Source organism: Aminobacter ciceronei (assembly GCF_014138625.1).
GTDB classification, from domain to species: Bacteria; Pseudomonadota; Alphaproteobacteria; order Rhizobiales; family Rhizobiaceae; genus Aminobacter; species Aminobacter ciceronei.
On the sequence record NZ_JACJHY010000031.1, the window covers coordinates 62902 to 80030 of the forward strand.

Consider the following 17129-nt stretch of genomic DNA (forward strand, 5'->3'; position numbering starts at 1 on the left):
AGACCGAAAGGAGTGGGCAAGCGCAGCCGCATGAGAATCAAGGACTTTATCTGGCCCGTCATCGGGCTCGGCGCCGTCGCCGTTTCTGCCTGGCTGCTCTACAATGAGTGGCGCGAAATCTCCCTCGACGATGTCTGGAGCGGGCTCGCCGCCATCCCGCCGCATGGCTGGATCCTGTCGGCATTGAGCTCCGTCGTCGCTTATGCCGCGCTTGCCGGCTATGACCACATCGCCCTTCTGCACCTGCGCAAACGCGTGTCGTGGTTCTTCGTCACCGTCTGTTCCTTCACCACCTATGCGCTGTCGCACAATATCGGCGGCTCGGTGTTTTCGGGCGCCGTCATCCGCTATCGCGCCTATGCCAGCAAGGGTTTGACCGGCCAGGACGTAGGCGTCCTTGTCGGCATCTGCTGGTTCACCTTCGTGCTGTCGAGCGTCTTTGTCGGCGCCGTGGTGATTCTGCTCGAGCCCGGCCTGCTCGACCGCTACACCGAAGGCAGCCATGAAGGCTGGTGGATCGCACTCGGCATTGCCATGCTCGTATCAGTCGCGGCTTACGTCTTCGGCAGCTGGCTGCATCTCAAGCCGCTCGCCATCCGCAGCTTCCGCCTCTATTACCCGTCCCTGCCCATCGTCGCGCGCCAGCTGATCATCGGCCCTCTGGAAATCCTGGCAGCGGCTGCGATCATCTATTTCGCCCTGCCCACTGAGAACAATCCCGGCTACCTGATCGTGCTCGGCATCTTCCTGGTCTCGTTTGCGGTGGCGCAGGCATCACATGCGCCGGGCGGCCTCGGCGTGCTCGAAGTGGTTTTCCTCACCGGCCTGCCGGAAATGGACCCGGCGACAGTGCTTGCCGCGCTTTTGGTTTTCCGCCTGTTTTATCTCATCATTCCGCTCATTCTCGGCATCGTCGCCGTGCTTGGGTTCGAGCATTCGCAGTTCGGACGCAGCGGCAACACGGACAAGAGCTGAAAACCAAAATTGCCGCCGCCTGTGGGGTTGACTATTTCCCGGCGGCGGCTAAAAGGCGCGCACCGGCGGCGTTGAACAAGCGTCGCGGCCGACACCAGATCGGCCTTGCTGGGGAATAGGTTAACGGTAGACCCACGGACTCTGACTCCGTTAGTCCTGGTTCGAATCCAGGTTCCCCAGCCAAATTTTCTCTAAAAGCCTTTAATCCCTAAATTCATTCCAGTACTGCCGGCCCCCGTTTTGGTTGCTCACCAAAGCCTAATACCAATCCTCCCCCTTTATCTCCATCAGCATCTTGGGGGGCACTCCGCTGAGCCCGGCGACACGAGGCTTACACGGCTTTGCTGGAGGAATGCCCCGCCAGGCGCTTGTCTCACCCTGCACGCCATGGAGCGGCACCTTCCTTCCGCATAGTCAGCAGGCGGCCGTCTCGGCCGCTGGCAACTTCGCAGCCATGTACTTCGTGGCGCAGATTGCCTTCTGAGCGAGCTGATCTGGTTATGCCCGCGTGGACATCGTCCAACCCGCCTTGAACGCGACAGCATGTCTACTTCAAAGGAGATGTAGAGAGCCGAGAACGCCTAAGTTTGGTAAGTTGCAATCCGTGGCAAATACAATTTTGATCAAGCAATCTGGGATTATGTCGGCAGGTTCAAACGCTAAGCTGGCGTCCGCTGCCGGGTTTCGGGCTGGGGGAGCGATGTTCGGTTGGATTCGGAAGGCAAATGCCGTCAACGTGGCGACAGAAGCTTGCGTGCAACTGGTACGACTGAAGGAAATGGATGGCGGCATCCCGCCGGGGTTTTGGCGTGACCCCTATGTACTTGGATATTTTGGCGGGATGATCCGGGTGCTGGCTGCGTTCAGCTCCAACAGTAAACTCGCCGGCGAAGATTTGGGGAGAGTGATCACGAGCACGCTGGCGAAGCTGACAGGAGCTCGCGGCAGGGAGGTCGTACAGAATTACCTGACGGCGACGAGGGAGATGGACGACGATTTTAAGCTGGGCGTGCTCCACGCACAGAAGGTCATGATGATCCTGTACGGATCAAACCATTTCGACGATGATGCCGACGTCATCATCGCGAAACATGCATCAAAGTACATGGCGGATGCCGGTGCGATCGTCGGTGTAAAGCTGAGCGAGCAGGGGCAGATATCGAGCTATCTGACGCGGAAATACTTCCTCGACGGAGTCAAGCAACGGCTAGGCGCGACCTGAAGAGTTCAGCCGGTTGCCTATGATGCACCCTGCTGTGATCGGCTGTCTGTCGGCACCGAAGCGAGGCGATGCAATGCATTGGAGAGGCGATTGCCCGCCTGGCTGGCCCTGCCCCACGCCCGGCGCACCGCCCTCGTCCTGCTCCCGCACCTCACCGCGCGCGCAGCACGCTCGGCAGGATGCCGAAATGTTCCTTGAAGCTTTTCGAGAAGTAGGACGCCGAATCGAAGCCGCAGGCGATGGCGATGTCGGTGACCGACATGTCGGTCATTTCGATCAGCTGCCGGGCGCGACGGAGCTTGAGTCTGAGGTAATGCTGACGCGGCGTGGTCGACAGATGGCGCTCGAACAGGCGTTCGATCTGGCGCCTGGACAATGACACCTCGCGGGCGATGTCCTCAAGCGACAGCGGGTCCTCGATGTTCCGCTCCATCAGCTGCAGGATGCGCGACAGCTTCTTGCCGCCGCTGCCGAAACGCAAGCCGGGCAGCAGCGACTGGGCGCTCGCCCCGTCGCGCCAGCGGTCGGCGGCGAGATGCTGGCAGATGGTGCGCACCAGCTCGACGTCGCCATGCTGCCCCACCAGATCCATCGCCAGGTCGAAGCCGGCAAACGCGCCGGCGCAGGTGACGATGGAGCCGTCGCGGACAAACAGTGCATCGTCGATGGCAAGGCCGTAAAAGGTCTCGTACAGCGCCGCCATCTTGCCCCAGTGGATGGTGCAGCGGGCCTCGTCGAGCAGCCTGGCGTCGGCGAGCAGCCAGGTCGCGGTGCCCAAGGCATAGATCGGCACGGCGGCGCGGTGGATGCGGCGCAGGAAATTGCGCAGTTCGCAGGTAGCGTGCTGCTCGACGCCCTCGCCGGCGCAGACCAGCACGGCTGTGTGGCGGCACGCGGTGACCGCCGCCTCCTCGGCAAAGATATTGCCGGCCACGTCAAGCGCCATGCCGCTGGCGCAGACCACCTGACAGCCGTCGAGGCTTGCCAGCTGCCAGCGGAACAGCTCCCTGCCCGACAATGAATTGGCGAGCCTGAGCGGCTCGATCATCGATGCCAGGCAGAGCTGCGAGAAACCGGGCAAGAGCAGGATCTGGAAGCTCGACACCTCGGATGTCGTGGACGCGCCGGAGGAGAGAGCCCGTGCGGCGCGTGGCCGGGCTTCAGGATCAAACGATGCGGGCCTGTGAGCGATGTTCACGTGCCTCTCCTCCCGAGGTCGTTATGTGCCGTCGTCAACCTTTCGAGCGGCGGATTTCGATGAACGGCAAGGAGACAACAGTGGCCGGGACCCGCCCGATGGCCGCACCCTCGTCGTCCTTCAGCTCGACATCGACAACCGTGCCCGGTGACGACAGCTCGGCGGGCAGGAAAGCGAAGCTGATGGCGCGCTTCAGCGTCGGGCTGAAGGCAAGGCTCGAGGCGCGGCCCACCGGTTTGCCGGCGTGGGAGGTACCCTTGTGGAAGATGGGCACCGAGCCCCAATACACCCGGGACAGTGCGGTGCCGCAAGCGCTGTTTTCGGCAGCCGCGGTGACGATCGCGCTGGCGTCATAGTGCAACCCGACGAAGCGCCGCCCCGGCTCGGCCGCGGCGGCCTGAAGCGCCTGCTTGCCGACAAAATCGCTGCCGAAATCGATCAGCCGCCCAAGGCCGGCCTCGATCGGCGTGATGTTCAATTCGTCTGTGACGTCGACGCGCGCGGTGCGGGGATCGGGACCGGCGCCGTTGTAATCGGCCGAGACCAGGATCAGGCCGGCCTCGATGCGGGCGACGTCAACGGCATATTCGCCCGCCGGCAAAACGCCGAATGGCTGGCCGACGGCCTGGAGTTCTTGCCAGACTGCGGCACCCGCTGCCCTCGGCACCCAGAGCTCGAAGCCGAGTTCGCCGGTGAAGCCCTGCCGGGCAACAAGAATGTCATGGCCGGCAATGGCGGCGCGCCCGATCTGCGAAAATTTGAGGCCGGACCAGTCGCGGCCGGTCGCCGCCTGCATCAGGTCGAAGGCGCGCGGCCCCTGCAGCGAGAGGATGCCATAGTCGTCGGAGGCGTTGCGGATCGTAACCTGCAGGCCGCCGGCCTGACTGGCAAACCATGCGTGGCTTGTTTCACCCGAGACGATGAACCAGTCGTCCGCGAGGCGGAAAACCAGGCCGTCGCCGACCAGAAGGCCGTCGCGGTTGCACCATGGCGCATACATCACGTGGTCGACCGCGAGCCGCGTCATGTCGCGGGTCATCAGCCGGTCGACGAGGCGATGCGCGTCGGGGCCACGCAGCTCCATCTTGGGCAGCGGCGACATGTCGATCATGGCTACCGCGTTGCGGATCGCCGCCAGTTCCTGCGGCATGCTCGTATAGACGTCGGGGACGATGTATTTGTCCCACTGATACCACCAGGTGGTCCGCATCTCGGCGCTCGTCGCAGCATGGAACGGTGTGCCGTTGCCTGCCAGTTCAGCCTTGTCCTGCACTGTCTTTCTCCTCCTGACGTGAGTGTCTTGACTGTGCAGCCAGCGGGGCGCGGAGAGAATACCGCGCCAACGGCAATGCATATCCCTGATTAAAGCCGGGATGGAATTTATCCAACAGCGATCTTACTATGCTTTACCTGAACAAAGCAGAGGGTGTGCTGGCATGGACTCCATCGTCGACGTCGGCCACGGTTTCGCCTTCGGCGAGGCGACCTATTCCCGCGGCGGCGTCTATGGACCTTTGTCGAGGCAGTATGTCAGCCTGATCTTCGTCCATGAGGGGTTGATCAGGGTCACCTGCGACGACGAGAAAACGACCCTTGCGGGTGGCCAAGCCGCCTTCTTCAAGAATGACCGCCTGTTCCTGATCGAGATGGAACGCGACATCCTGCACCGGGTGGGATGGTGCGAAGGCGTACCCGGCAAGATCTGGGCAAGCGGGCCCTCGCCGCTCGCCGGCGCCTCGCCTGTCGTCGCTCTGACCGAAAGACTGGCCGCTTTGCTGCGCATCGGCGTCGAGCTCGGCTTTTCCTCGAGCACCGGCCTCAACGACGTGCGCAATGCCGTTGGCTACGCGCTCTACACCGCCTTCTTCCATGAGGCGCGGCTCAGCGAACGCGACCGCTTCGTTCCCAGGCAGATCCTCAGGGTGAAGCGACACATGGATGAAAACATAGACAAGGACATCACCGGCGGCGCGCTCGCGGCCATCGCCAACCTGTCGCCGCAACAGCTGATCTCATCGTTCCGCAAGCACCTTGGCGTCACGCCGATGCGCTATCTCTGGCAGATGCGGGCCAATCGCGGCCGGGCCCTGCTGCTGCAAAGCGGCCTGTCGGTTTCCGAGATCGCCTATCAGTGCGGCTACAAGAACCCGTTTCATTTCTCGCGTCATATCAGGCAGAATTTTGCGATGACGCCGACCGAAATCCGCGCGAACAAAGGCTATCGCGCTCCCAGCGACGTGCTGGAGAACCCGGGCAATACGGCGTTCTGACCATCATAACGAAACAGGCGACATGCCGGCCGCATGTCGCCTGTTGAAGATGCCGGTGGAAGCGACAACCCTCGGGTCATTCCCTGGCGTAGGGGATGCCGAGCCTCGCCGGCTGGCCCGAGCGGAAGCGCAGGCCCATCAAGAGGCCGATCGAGGCGAGATAGGGCAGCGCGAGCAGCAGCTGGTGCGGAACCTGGGCGCCGACCACCTGCAGGTGGGTGGCGAGCGACTCCAGGAAAGCGAAAGCCGTCACCGCGATCAGAACGCCCCTTGGCCGCCAATTGCCGGCGATGAGCGCGACGATGACGATCCAGCCGCGACCGGCGGTGAAATCGGCCAGGAAGCGGTCGGAAAAGCCGAGCATGAGGAAGCCGCCGCCCAGCCCGGTCATCGCACTTCCCAGCATGACGGCCAGATATTGCCGGGCCGAAACGCTTAGGCCCTTGACGTCGAGCGCCTTGGGATTTTCGCCGAGGCAGCGCAGTTCGAGGCCGTAGCGGCTGCGATAGAGCAGGAACCAGACGACTGGTACGACCAGCAGGGCGACATAGGTGAGCGCCCGCTGCGAAAACAGCACCGGGCCGATGACGGGAATGTCGGACAGCAGCGGGATGTCGACGTCCTGAAAGCCGGAGAAGATCGGCTGGGCGCGGCCCTGGATGTAACTCTGGAACCAGTAGAGCGTCAGGCCGCCGGCCAGAAGGTTGAGGCCGAGACCGGCGATGAAATGGTCGACGCGCAGGGTCGCGGTCATGAAGGCGATGACGAGGCCCATCAAGGCGCCGGCAACGATTGCCGCAAGTACCGCCAGCCACAACGAACCGGTCAGCGTGGCCACCAGATAGGCGGCAAAGGCGCCGGTCAGCATCGTGCCCTCGACGCCCATGTTCCAGATTCCGGCACGCTGGGTGATCAGCTCGCCCATCGCCGAGAACAGCAAAGGCGTCATGATACGGATGGTCGAGGCGAGGATGCTGATGATGATCGCTTCCTGGAACAGCTGGCTCATTGGACGGCAACCTCCATGACGATGCGATAACGCGCCAGCACACCGGCGCAGAGGAAGAAGAACAAGGTGATGCCTTGCATGGCCGGCACCAGCGAAGCCGGCACGTCGCCGAGCACCCGCATATAGACGGCGCCGCTCGCCAGGCCGCCGAAGAACAGCCCAGCAAAGACGGTTCCTATCGGCTCAGGCCGCCGATCATGCCGACGATTATGCCGGCATAACCAAGGCCGATGAGATTGTCGGCGCGCAGGCGGTGAGAAACGCCGAAAAGCTCGATGGCGCCGGCTAGGGCGGCAAGTGCTGCACTCGCCATCATGATCACGCTCACCGTGCGGGCGATGTCGACGCCCTTGTGGCGCAAGGCCTCGGGATTGTAGCCCAGGCCGCGGATCTCATAACCCAAAGGCGTGCGCGACATGACCAGCGCGCAGATGGCGGCAGCGAGGAAGGGCAAAAGCACCCCGGCATGCAGTCGGCTGCTGCCGAACAGCGCTGGCAGGAAGGCCGTATCCGGCAGCATCGGCGACTGGTGGTAGGAGATCGTGCCGCCCGTCTCGCCCCAGGGGCCGCCCTGCAGCAGCCATGACAGCAGGTAGACGACGAGATAATTGAGCATGACCGTCGAGATGATCTCGTTGACGGCAAAGCGGTTGCGCAGCACCGCAGCGATCCAGCCGAGCCCCATGCCGGCCGCCATGCCAAGTGCGAGCACGCCGGGGAAAAACAGCAGCGGCGGCAGGCCGGCAAGCAATTGCGCGCCGAGATAGCCGCCCATCGCCCCGGCAAAGACCTGCCCTTCCTGGCCAATGCTCCAGATCTGGGCGCGGAAGGCGATGACAGTCGCAAGGCCTGTCAGGATCAGCGGTGTTGCCTTGACCAGCGTCGTTGCCAGCGCCTTGGGCGAGCCGACAGAGCCTTGCAGCAATGCGCCGAAGACATCAGGCACATTGGCGCCCGTCGACGCGATCAATACGGCCGAAGCCGCCAGGCCGGCGACAATGGCCATGATGAAGGACGACAGCGTCCAGAGCGCATTCGCCTCCATCCTGCGTTCGAAGACGATCATGCCGAAACCCTTTCCTTGCTGGCCGCAATGTCCCCACGGCGGCCGGCCATCATCACGCCGACCTCGGCGACCGTGACCTTCCTGGGGTCGACGATGCCCATGATCTCGCCCTTGAACATCACCGCGATGCGGTCGGCGAGGCTGAACAGATCGCTGAGCTCCTCCGAGGCCAGCACGATGGCAAAGCCCTCGGCGCGCTTCTTCAGGAGTTGCGTCTGCACATATTCGATGACGCCGACGTCGAGGCCGCGCGTCGGCTGGTTGGCGAGCACCAGGCCCGAGGCATGCAGGAACTCGCGGGCGATGATGATCTTCTGGGCGTTGCCGCCTGAGAGTTTTCCGGCCGACACATGCTCGTCGCGCGTGGTGATCTGGTATTCGCCGATCATCTCCCGCGCCAGGCCGGTGATCGCCTCGCGGTCCATCAGCGGGCCGTTGCAGTATTTCGGGCTGCGCTGCCAGCCGAGCACGACGTTCTCGGCGACGCTGAACTCGGGAACCAGTCCTTCGCGGAAACGGTCGTCGGGAATGTGGCCGACGCCGCGGTCCATCATCGCCCGCGGCGACATGCCGGCCACCTCCTCGCCCTTGAAGCGGATCGAACCGGCGGCGGGCCTGCGCACGCCGCAAAGCACCTCGAACAGTTCCTTCTGGCCGTTGCCGGCAACACCGGCAATGCCGAGAATCTCATGCTGCGCGACCGAGAAGGAGACGTCCTTCAGCACCGCATCGCCCCAGAAGCCGCGCGCCGACAGGCCCTCAACGGCGAGGATGGTTTCGCCGGGAGCCAGTTCGGGCTTGGTGACAGTGAAGGAGACGTCGCGGCCGACCATCAGCCTGGCCAGCTCGTCGGGCGTGGTGGCGGGCGTGTCGAGCGTCGCCACCACCCTGCCCTTGCGCAGCACCGTGACCCGGTCCGACTGCATCACCTCGACCAGCTTGTGGGTGATCAGGATGATCGACATGCCGCGGGCGCACATCTTGCGGACGATGTCGAACAGCACCTTCGACTCGCCCGGCGTCAGCACCGCCGTGGGTTCGTCGAGGATCAGGATCTGCGCATCGAGATACAGGGCCTTCAGGATTTCGACCCATTGCTGGCGCCCGACAGGCAGCTCCCAGACATAGGCGTCGAGGTCGAGATCGATGCCGTAGCCGTCGCAGATGCCCCTCAGCTTCTGGCGCGCCTCGGCGGCGTTCAGCCGCCAGCCCGAGCGCTGCGTGCCGACGATGATGTTTTCGAGCACGGTGAATTCGGGAACGAGCACGAAATGCTGGTGCACCATGCCGATGCCGTGACGGATGGCGTCCATCGGCGAGGCAATCTGCACAGGCTGATCGCGCAGCAGGATCTCGCCCTTGTCAGGTCGGTAGAAGCCGAAGATGCAGGACGAAAGCGTCGACTTGCCGGCGCCATTCTCGCCGAACAGGCAATGGATCTCGCCGCGGCGCAGGTCGAAGTCGACATCGTCGTTGGCGGTGACCCCGGCGAACCGCTTGGTCAGGCCTTCGACACGCAAGGCAGTGGACATGGGAGGCACCCAATTTCGAGTGAGCGAGGGCCGCGGCAGGCGGAAGCGCCCGTCGCGGCCGGGCTTGCAATGGACTTACTTGGCCTTCGGATCGGAGACGTCGACAGGCACCTCGAAACTGCCGGCCATGATCCTGGCCTTGAGCGCGTCGAGGTCGGTCTGGACCGCGGCGGGCACGTTGGCTTGCAAGTCGGCGTTGGGCACGACGGCCGAGCCGCCGTCCTTCATGGCGAACCAGCGCTTGTCTGTGTTGCCCTGATAAGACTTTCCTTCCGCCTTGTGCGCCCACCATTCGTCGACGATCCAGCTGACATCGGGATCCCACTGCGCCACGGCGCTGGACAGCACGGTCGACGGCGAGAACGATTTCTGGTCCTGGAAATTGCCGAAGCACAGGATCTTGGCTTCCTCGCACGGCTTGAAATTGCCGGTGAGCTGGAAGATCAGGTCGGCGCCCGTGGCGATCTGCGCCTTGGTGTATTCACCTGCCTTGGCCGGGTCGTACCAGGATTCGATGAAGGCGACGGTGCGCTCGACGGCTGGGTTTGCCGCCTTGGCACCAGCGAAGAAGGCATTGATCTCGTCGTTGACGTCATCGGCCGGGAAGGTTCCGACGGCGCCCAGCCTGTTCGACTTGGTCAGCTTTCCAGCGGCATATCCAAGCAGATAGGCCGGCTCGTGGACACGCTTGTAGACCCAGTACTGATTGCCGCCGAGCCCTTCATTGCCCGAGCCGACGACGACGAAGAGAATGTCGGGAAACTCTTCCCGCAGCTTCTTGACCTGGTCGGAATAGGTGCTGTGGGCCCAGATGACGTCATATTCGCCACTTTCGGCAAAAAGCCGCATGGCATCGCCGGCATCGTCGCCCCACAGCGGGTCGGTGTATTTCCAGGTGATGTCGAGCCCGTGCGGCTTGGCCACTTTTGCGCGTTCTAGCGCCTCGATCAACGTGCCGTCCCAGGCACTCTCGATGCCGGCCGACAGGATGACGGCGATGTTGAGCTTGTCAGGGTCGGCTGCCGCTGCGCGCTCGGGACTGCCTGTCATGGCTGATATGGCAAGCATCGCCAAGATCGCCAGCCTTCTCGCGAGATGTTTCAACATAGGATCGTACCTTTCCCTCTGGTGTTATTGTCCGGGTTCTATCCCGTCTGTTCTTGTTGGTTGGGCCGCCTCCTCCTCGAGCCGGCCTGGTCTCAATTGGTGACGTGCGCCTCCTCCGGCTCGGCCATCAACAGGTCGATATCCCTGGTCCACTCGGCCCGCCAGGCGCGCCTGGTGCTGTCGTCGAGCCAGGCCGCATCGAGAGAATTCAGCGCCAGCGCGGCAAGGCTCGCCCGGTCGAGCGACATGGTTTCGGCAAGCAGCCGGTATTCCTTGGCAAGGTCGGTCTGCAGCATGGGCGGGTCGTCGGTATCGACCACCAGCTTGAGACCGGCATCGAGCATGGTGCGGATCGGGTGGTCGGCGGCGGTAAGGTCGCGCCAATGTGTGAGGATGACTGTCGAGCTCGGGCAGACGGTGAAGGCGATGTCCTCGGCGATGCAGCGCGCGACGAGATCGGGATCTTCCATGACGCGGTAGCCATGGTCGATGCGCTCGACGCCGAGCAAGTCGAGCGCGTCACGCACATTGGCCGCAGGGCCGCCCTCGCCGGCATGGGCGGTCAGCCGCATGCCCGCCTTCTTCGCCTTGTCGTAGACCGGTTTGAACGGCGCCGGCGGAAACGGCTCCTCGTCATAGTCGAGGCCGATGCCGATGACCTTGTCGGAGCGGAACGGCAAAATCAGCTCGAGGAATTCGAGGCTGCGATCGAGGCTCAGCTCGCGATTGATCGCCGGAATGAGCCGCGACACCAGGCCGAAGTCGCGCTCGGCGTCGTCCATCGCCTGGAGGATGCCGGAAAACATGGTCTGGTAGCTGATGCCGGCATCCTGATGCACCTGCGGGCTGAAGAAGAATTCGGTGTAGCGGCCGCCGGCTTTGGCGACATGTTCCAGCGCCTCATAGGCAATCAGGTGGAAATCGTCTGCGTCGACGACGGAGCGCGCGACGAGATCATAGACGTCGAGGAAATCGACAAGATTGTCGTAGCGGTAGAGGTCCTCGACCTCGTCGAAATCAGGCAGCGCAACATTGTTCTTGTGCGCCAGCTTGAGGAAGGTCCGGGCGTTGACCGCACCGGCAAGATGCAGATGAAGCTCCGCCTTGGGCAGGGTCCGCACGAATTGTTCCAGTTGCATCATCTTTTCCTCGGTGGCTTTTCCTTTTCGGGCCAACAGCCCTCGCGCTTCGCTGCCTGGTCGACATTCAGTGCCGCATGGAAAACGTCCTTCCGGCCTAGAGATCGAGGATCAGCTCGGCGCTCAGGGCGCGCGAGCAGCACAGCGTCATGTGGTCGGCACGCTGCCTGTCGGTCAGAACGAGATCGCGATGGTCGGGCTCGCCCGACACCACCCGCGTCACGCAGGTGCCGCAGATGCCCTGTTCACACGACACCGGAATGTCGATGCCGTTGTCGGCCAGCACCTCGACGATGCTGCGCCCAGAGGCGACGTCGAAGCTGCGGCCGGTGCTCGCCAGCGTGATCCTGAACGGCTGGTCGGATTGCGCCTTTGGTGCCGCGTTGGCGAAATACTCGCGATGCACGGCATCCGCCGGCCAGCCTGGCTTGGCCCTGGAGACCACGGCGTCGAGAAACCCCGATGGACCGCAGGCGTAGAGATGCGCACCCGCAGGCCGATAGGCCAACAACCTGTCCAGGCTCAGCCGCTGCACCTCGGGGCCATCGTCGAGATGGAACCTGACCTTGCCGGCAAAAGCCGAGGCCTCGATCTCATCGCGAAAGGCGAGCCGGTCGGCGCTGCGGGCGCAATAATGGAACTCGAAATCCCGCCCCAGCGACGATAGCCGATAAGCCATGGCCAGGATCGGCGTGACGCCGATGCCGCCGGCCAGCAGCAGCGAAAACGGCGCGGTTTCATCGAGCTCGAAGGCGTTGCGCGGCCTGCTCGTGTCGATAAGGTCGCCGACGTTCAGCCTGTCGTGGACATAGGCCGAACCGCCGCGACCACCTGGCTCGCGCAGCACGCCGATCGCATAGCGGTGACGCTCGCGCGGATCGTTGCGAAGCGAATATTGACGCGTGAAGCCACCGGGCAGGAACAGATCGATGTGAGACCCTGCCGTAAAGGCCGGCAGGGGCGCGCCATCGGAGGCCGTGAGATCGATTGCGACGATGCCCTCGGCAGAAGTCCACTTGCGCGCGATCTTAAGCTTCAGCCTGGTGTCGGCCGGCGCTGCTGATGTAAGCCCGTTTCTTGGAAACGCCATGGTCAAGACGCCCTCCTCTCTTGCCGGGCTGTCCGGCCGTCATCCTGTCCCGCCCGGGTGCCAAGCCCGGTGTAGCGGTGGAAGCGGGTTGCGAGACGGATCGGCATCGATATTCCTGATATCTGCGGTTGCGACATTGTTCCGAGATCAACTCGCGATCGGCGCACCGAGGCCAAATCTGCGGACCAGCCCGCGGCGATATTCGAGCGACATGCGATCCGACGGCACATGGATCTCCTCGGTCAGATCGAGCGGCAGCTCCTCGGGATGCTGCTCCTCGACCATCGGCTTGTCCTCGTCGTTGATCAGCAGCGCATCCTTGACCCAGTAGTCGGTGTCGGGATTGCCCGAGGTGTCGGTCATCAGTTGGAAGATGCGCGTCTCGCGCGCCGAGACCGGGCAGACGGTGTCGGCGAAATAGACGACGTAGTCGGAGCCCTGCGGATCGATCTTGATCAGGGTGGAGAACGGATAGGTCAGCTCGTAGGTGTAGACCACGTCGCGCTCGTCGCCTTCGACGCCGTCGTCGAAGCGGTTGAAGCCTTCATGATAAGGCAGCTCGAAGCGCAGGCCATAGTCCGTCTGCTCGACGTCGTAAGGCGGGATCGGATCGGCCGTGCTGCCGCCGAAGCTCTGGGTGTGAACCCAGGGAAAATGGGCAACGTCGTTGAAGTTCTCGACATGCCGGCTTGCTGCCGCATACCAGGTGCCTTCGGGCACATAAACCTTGCGCAGGGCCGGGTTGGAAATGCCGTCCCACTCCGGCAGCCGCCAGATCGCCTCACCCTTCAGGCAGGTCCAGACGATGCCGTAGCGCTCGACCGAGGCGTAGGTTTCGAGGCGCAGCTTGGGAGGTATGCGCCCTTCGGAATTGGCGATCGACGGGATCTTCGAACAGGCGCCGTCATGACCGAAATGCAGCCCGTGCATCGGACAGACGATCTGGTCGTCAGCCATCCAGCCGGCGCTGATGCGGGTGCCGCGATGCGGGCACAGATCGCGCGCCACAGTGATTCCGGCGGATGTCTTGTAGATCACAAGGTCGACGTCGAGCAGCTTTGCCCGCACCGGCTTGTCGGCGATGTCGTGAACGAAGGCGATCGGATGCCAGAACGAGGCGAGGATATGCCAGTCGCTGGCGGCAAATGTGCAGCCACGCGGCAGCTCGTCTCTCGTCTTGGAATGGTCGGCGGGCAGAAACACGTTTTCCTCCAGAGGATGCGTCTTGCTGGCATGTCCAGGCGGCGTGACCGGCTCGCCCGTTGATGTCTGGAGTATTCCGCAGCCCCTGTTTTCACGGAATGCCTGCGTCGGCCGAAAACATATCTGACGTTAAGGCCACATTCTTCTTATCTTTGACGACGCATTGAGCCGTGTTAGGAAAACGCATGGCACGGCAAGCGAGGCCTTGGCTATGCGCGCATTCATCGACAATGGAAGAGGCTTCGCCTTCGGTGAGGCTATATATCCGGCAGGCGGCGTCTATGGCCCGCTCAAGGAGCGTTATGTGACCTTGCTGATCATCCATGAAGGCAAGGCAAAGGTCATCTGCGACGACGAGGAGACGGTGCTGGGTGCAAGAAGCTGCGGCTTCTTCCGCAACGAACGCGGCCTGTCCATGGAATATAGCGAGGGGCGGCACACCAGGGTGAGCTGGTGCGAGGGCTATGCCGGCGACGTCAGCGAGGCGCTTGCCTCGCGGCTGCGTTCGCTGCCGACCCGTATTCCCCTGCCACAGCGCATCGAGAGCATCCAGCGGCTCGGGGTGGAGCTCGGTGCCGGCTCGAGCTCCAACCTCAACCAGTTGCGCAATGCGCTGGGAGAGTCGATCTTTCTTGCCTATTTCCATGAAGCGCAGATGTCCGAGCAGGAGCGGCAGACGCCGCGTTCGGTTCTGCGCGCCCGCTTCTATATCGACGAGAACTACGAGAAGGAGATCACGGTCGACCGCCTCGCCGCGCTCGTCGGCGTCACGCCGCAGCATCTGGTTTCGTCGTTCCGCAAGCATATCGGCGTCACGCCGGTGCGCTATCTCTGGCAGGTCAGGGCCTCTCGCGGCCACTTCCTGCTGCTGCAGACCGGCCTGCCGATCTCCGACATCGCCTATCAGTGCGGCTACAAGAACCCGTTCCACTTCTCCAGGCAGATATCCGAACAGTTCGGCCTGTCGCCGCGCCAGGTGCGCGAAAACAAGGGCTACCGCATGGCAAGCGACGTCGCCGAAGGCGCCGGCGACACGGCCTATGGCATGGCGCTTTCAGACAAGACGGTGCTGCAGCCCGAGGCGTCAGCGACGATGACGCCAATCGAGGACCCGAGCGACCCCACGGGTGCACGGGAGGTCTAACCGACCGCCGCGCCGGCGCCGGCCACCGGGCAAACAGGTCCAGCCAGGCGATGACTTCCCGTGGTGGACGTCATCTGGAGCGCGGGAAAGACCGACGGACCCGGATCACGGCCGGCGCAGGCGGGCCTGCCTGGCGATGTCCGGCCGCAGTCCGGATCTGGCGGCAGCCCGACTGGTCGCGAGATAGGAACGGCTAGCTTCTGAGTTGGCTGGGAAGGCTGCCAAAATGCTCCTTGAAGCTCTTCGAGAAGTAGGACGGCGAGGCAAAGCCACAGGCAATGGCAATTTCGGTCACCGGCATTTCGGTGAGCTCCAACAGCTGCCGGGCCCGCCCGAGGCGCAGCTTGATGTAGTATTGGCGCGGCGTCGTCGACAGCAGTCTCTCGAACAGGCGCTCGACCTGGCGGCGTGACAATGACGCCCAGCGGGCGATGTCGATCAGCGGCAGTGGATCCTCGATGTTGCGCTCCATCAGCTGGATGATCTGGAGCAGCTTGCGTCCGGTGGCGCCATGGCGGAGGCCCGGCGGGGCCGACTGACAGCTTGCGCCGTCGCGCCAGCGGTCGGCGGTCAGGTGCTGGCAGATGGTTCGGGCAATCTCGATGCCGCAATGTTGCTGGATGAGATCGATCGCCAGGTCGAAGGCAGCGAAATCGCCGGCACAGGTGACGACCTGGCGATCGCGTATGAACAGGGCGTCATCGATTTCGATGTCGTGGAAGCGCTCGGCGAAAGCCGCCATCTTGTTCCAGTGGATGGTACAGCGCTTGTCACCGAGCAGCCCGGCATCGGCCAGCAGCCAACTGGCGGTGCCCATGGCATAGACGGGCACCCGACGCCTGGCGGCATGGCGCAGCATGCTCCTCAGATGTGGACCGCCCTGCCCCTCCACCTCCTGCCCGGCGCAAATCAGCAGCGCCGGCGGCCGATCAGACTGGACGGCGACCCCGTCGAAGCATCCTTGAACACCAATTGAAATGCCGCTGGCACTCACCACCGGCAAGCCATCGAGACTTGTAAGCCGCCACGTGAACGGCGACCTGCCGGACAAGCTGTTGGCGAGATTGAGCGGTTCGGTCAGCGCTGCGAGCGACAATTGCGAGAACCCGACCAACAGCAGGATTTCCATGTCGACCCCATCGCCTGGCTCAGGCACGAGACCGGAGAGTGGGCTGCTCGCCGGCCTGAAATCCGTTTGCTTGCAGGGCGCGTTCATCGCTTGCTCCTCCTGGCTGCCCCTCTCTTGCTTCGTCAGTTCGCCCGCCGGCGTCGAAACTCCTCAAGCCACGACAGCGATTTCTCCCAACCGCCGAAGGGGAAGATATGCAGGAAGGTCTGTGCGCCGCAGTTTGATGCCAGGCCGGTCTCGATGGCTTCGACCAGGTCGCCGGGATCCTTATCGGCAAGGACGTTGAACAGCCCGACGCCGGAGCGGCGAAGAGCTGCCAGCGATGGCCCGACACCGCACATCATGGCGAACTTGATCAGCTTGGTCAGCGACGTGACGCCGGCCACTCCGAGATGGACCGGAATGCCCGGGTAGGCGCGATGCAGATCGTTTGTCCAGGCCGCCATCATCGCCCCGTCGAAGGCGAATTGCGAGACGATGCGCGGAGCAAGGTCGCGGTCATGGCAGATGGCGATCTTGCGCAGCAGCGCATGGGCGAGCGCGCTCCGGCCGATTGCGGGATGGCCCTCAGGGTAACCGCCGATGAAGGCCGTCCGGATCGTGCTGTCGGCGATGACGGGATGGGCAAGCAGGTCGGCAGCATCCTCAAGCGGCCCGTTGGCGGCAAGCGGGTTGCCGCCGACAAACAAGGCCTCGGTGACGCCGTTGCGGCTATGGGCGCCGACGAGGTCGACGAACTCCTTCGGTGACGCGAAATGCCTCGCCCCGAAATGCGGCACGGGCACGAAACCTGCCTGCCTGAGCTGCCTCGCCGCCTCGACCTGCAAGGCCAGAGGCTTGCCTTCGAGATGGGTCAGGAAGACACGTGAGCCCTCGGGAAAAGCCGTTTCGAGCGGCAGGAATCCCGCGGCCTGCGCCGGCGCCAGCTCGAGTGACACGCCCTCGGCGACAAGGTTCGGCGAATTCTCGGGTGAAAGGCGATGCTTGGGTTCGGGCATTTCGGATCTCCGGGCAAAGAGGGAGCAAGCGCCGGCTTGGGGGCCGC

The 17129-nt window shown here is 63.5% G+C and carries 16 protein-coding genes and 1 tRNA gene; 5 read left to right on the top strand and 12 right to left on the bottom strand.

Translation table 11 applies throughout. The features are described 5' to 3' along the window. Nucleotides 1-30: 30 nt before the first annotated feature. The 3 genes from HNQ95_RS26075 to HNQ95_RS26085 all read left to right on the top strand — a co-directional run bounded on the left by HNQ95_RS26075 (nt 31) and on the right by HNQ95_RS26085 (nt 2197). Nucleotides 31-975 (top strand): lysylphosphatidylglycerol synthase transmembrane domain-containing protein, encoded by a 945-nt coding sequence (locus HNQ95_RS26075; protein ID WP_067966720.1) that lies wholly within the window; start codon nt 31-33, stop codon nt 973-975. 109 nt (nt 976-1084) lie between these two features. Beyond that, a tRNA-Gln gene (locus HNQ95_RS26080) sits at nt 1085-1158 on the top strand. Nucleotides 1159-1579: 421 nt separating this feature from the next. After that, a complete protein-coding gene (locus HNQ95_RS26085) occupies nt 1580-2197 on the top strand; it encodes a hypothetical protein (protein WP_182585837.1) in 618 nt (205 codons plus the stop codon). A gap of 151 nt (nt 2198-2348) precedes the next feature. Here HNQ95_RS26085 and HNQ95_RS26090 read toward each other — a convergent pair whose 3' ends face one another. Together HNQ95_RS26090 and HNQ95_RS26095 are read right to left on the bottom strand one after the other, a co-directional pair. Next, entirely contained in the window at nt 2349-3395 is a 1047-nt protein-coding gene (locus tag HNQ95_RS26090) for a GlxA family transcriptional regulator (protein WP_154385594.1), read from the bottom strand. Nucleotides 3396-3429: 34 nt separating this feature from the next. Then, nucleotides 3430-4668, bottom strand: coding sequence for an aminomethyl transferase family protein (locus HNQ95_RS26095; RefSeq protein WP_182575597.1), 1239 nt, complete (start codon nt 4666-4668; stop codon nt 3430-3432). 163 nt (nt 4669-4831) lie between these two features. On the opposite strand from HNQ95_RS26095, the gene HNQ95_RS26100 reads away from it, so the two are divergent. Next, complete coding sequence (locus HNQ95_RS26100) at nt 4832-5665, top strand: helix-turn-helix domain-containing protein (RefSeq protein ID WP_067963062.1); 834 nt, start codon at nt 4832-4834, stop codon at nt 5663-5665. A 76-nt stretch (nt 5666-5741) separates the two neighbouring features. Here HNQ95_RS26100 and HNQ95_RS26105 read toward each other — a convergent pair whose 3' ends face one another. The 8 genes from HNQ95_RS26105 to HNQ95_RS26135 form a co-directional block, all read right to left on the bottom strand. Further along, nucleotides 5742-6674: an ABC transporter permease gene (locus HNQ95_RS26105; protein WP_067963064.1), complete on the bottom strand. Its 933-nt coding sequence runs from the start codon at nt 6672-6674 to the stop codon at nt 5742-5744. Continuing rightward, nucleotides 6671-6796, bottom strand: coding sequence for a hypothetical protein (locus HNQ95_RS34010; RefSeq protein WP_281381307.1), 126 nt, complete (start codon nt 6794-6796; stop codon nt 6671-6673). The genes HNQ95_RS26105 and HNQ95_RS34010 overlap by 4 nt, the downstream gene beginning before the upstream one ends. 53 nt (nt 6797-6849) lie before the next feature. Then, nucleotides 6850-7740, bottom strand: coding sequence for an ABC transporter permease (locus HNQ95_RS26110; RefSeq protein ID WP_246340979.1), 891 nt, complete (start codon nt 7738-7740; stop codon nt 6850-6852). After that, nucleotides 7737-9272 (bottom strand): ABC transporter ATP-binding protein, encoded by a 1536-nt coding sequence (locus HNQ95_RS26115; RefSeq protein WP_067963069.1) that lies wholly within the window; start codon nt 9270-9272, stop codon nt 7737-7739. Before HNQ95_RS26115 ends, HNQ95_RS26110 begins: the two co-directional genes overlap by 4 nt. Nucleotides 9273-9347: 75 nt before the next feature. Further along, on the bottom strand, nt 9348-10379 hold the full coding sequence (locus HNQ95_RS26120; RefSeq protein WP_067963072.1) for a BMP family lipoprotein: 1032 nt from the start codon (nt 10377-10379) through the stop codon (nt 9348-9350). Between the two features lie 92 nt (nt 10380-10471). Continuing rightward, complete coding sequence (gene add / locus HNQ95_RS26125) at nt 10472-11518, bottom strand: adenosine deaminase (RefSeq protein ID WP_067966723.1); 1047 nt, start codon at nt 11516-11518, stop codon at nt 10472-10474. A 97-nt stretch (nt 11519-11615) separates the two neighbouring features. Beyond that, nucleotides 11616-12608, bottom strand: coding sequence for a PDR/VanB family oxidoreductase (locus HNQ95_RS26130; protein WP_067963077.1), 993 nt, complete (start codon nt 12606-12608; stop codon nt 11616-11618). 147 nt (nt 12609-12755) lie between these two features. Next, a complete protein-coding gene (locus HNQ95_RS26135) occupies nt 12756-13811 on the bottom strand; it encodes an aromatic ring-hydroxylating oxygenase subunit alpha (protein ID WP_067963080.1) in 1056 nt (351 codons plus the stop codon). A gap of 211 nt (nt 13812-14022) precedes the next feature. On the opposite strand from HNQ95_RS26135, the gene HNQ95_RS26140 reads away from it, so the two are divergent. After that, the gene (locus tag HNQ95_RS26140) at nt 14023-14955 is read left to right on the top strand and encodes a helix-turn-helix domain-containing protein (RefSeq protein ID WP_067963084.1); all 933 of its coding nucleotides are present in this window, start codon (nt 14023-14025) and stop codon (nt 14953-14955) included. Nucleotides 14956-15148: 193 nt separating this feature from the next. Here the strand turns inward: HNQ95_RS26140 and HNQ95_RS26145 are convergent, their stop codons facing one another. After that, nucleotides 15149-16171 (bottom strand): GlxA family transcriptional regulator, encoded by a 1023-nt coding sequence (locus tag HNQ95_RS26145; protein ID WP_067963086.1) that lies wholly within the window; start codon nt 16169-16171, stop codon nt 15149-15151. A gap of 35 nt (nt 16172-16206) precedes the next feature. Continuing rightward, nucleotides 16207-17082, bottom strand: coding sequence for a methylenetetrahydrofolate reductase (locus HNQ95_RS26150; RefSeq protein WP_067963089.1), 876 nt, complete (start codon nt 17080-17082; stop codon nt 16207-16209). Between the last annotated feature and the right edge of the window lie 47 nt (nt 17083-17129).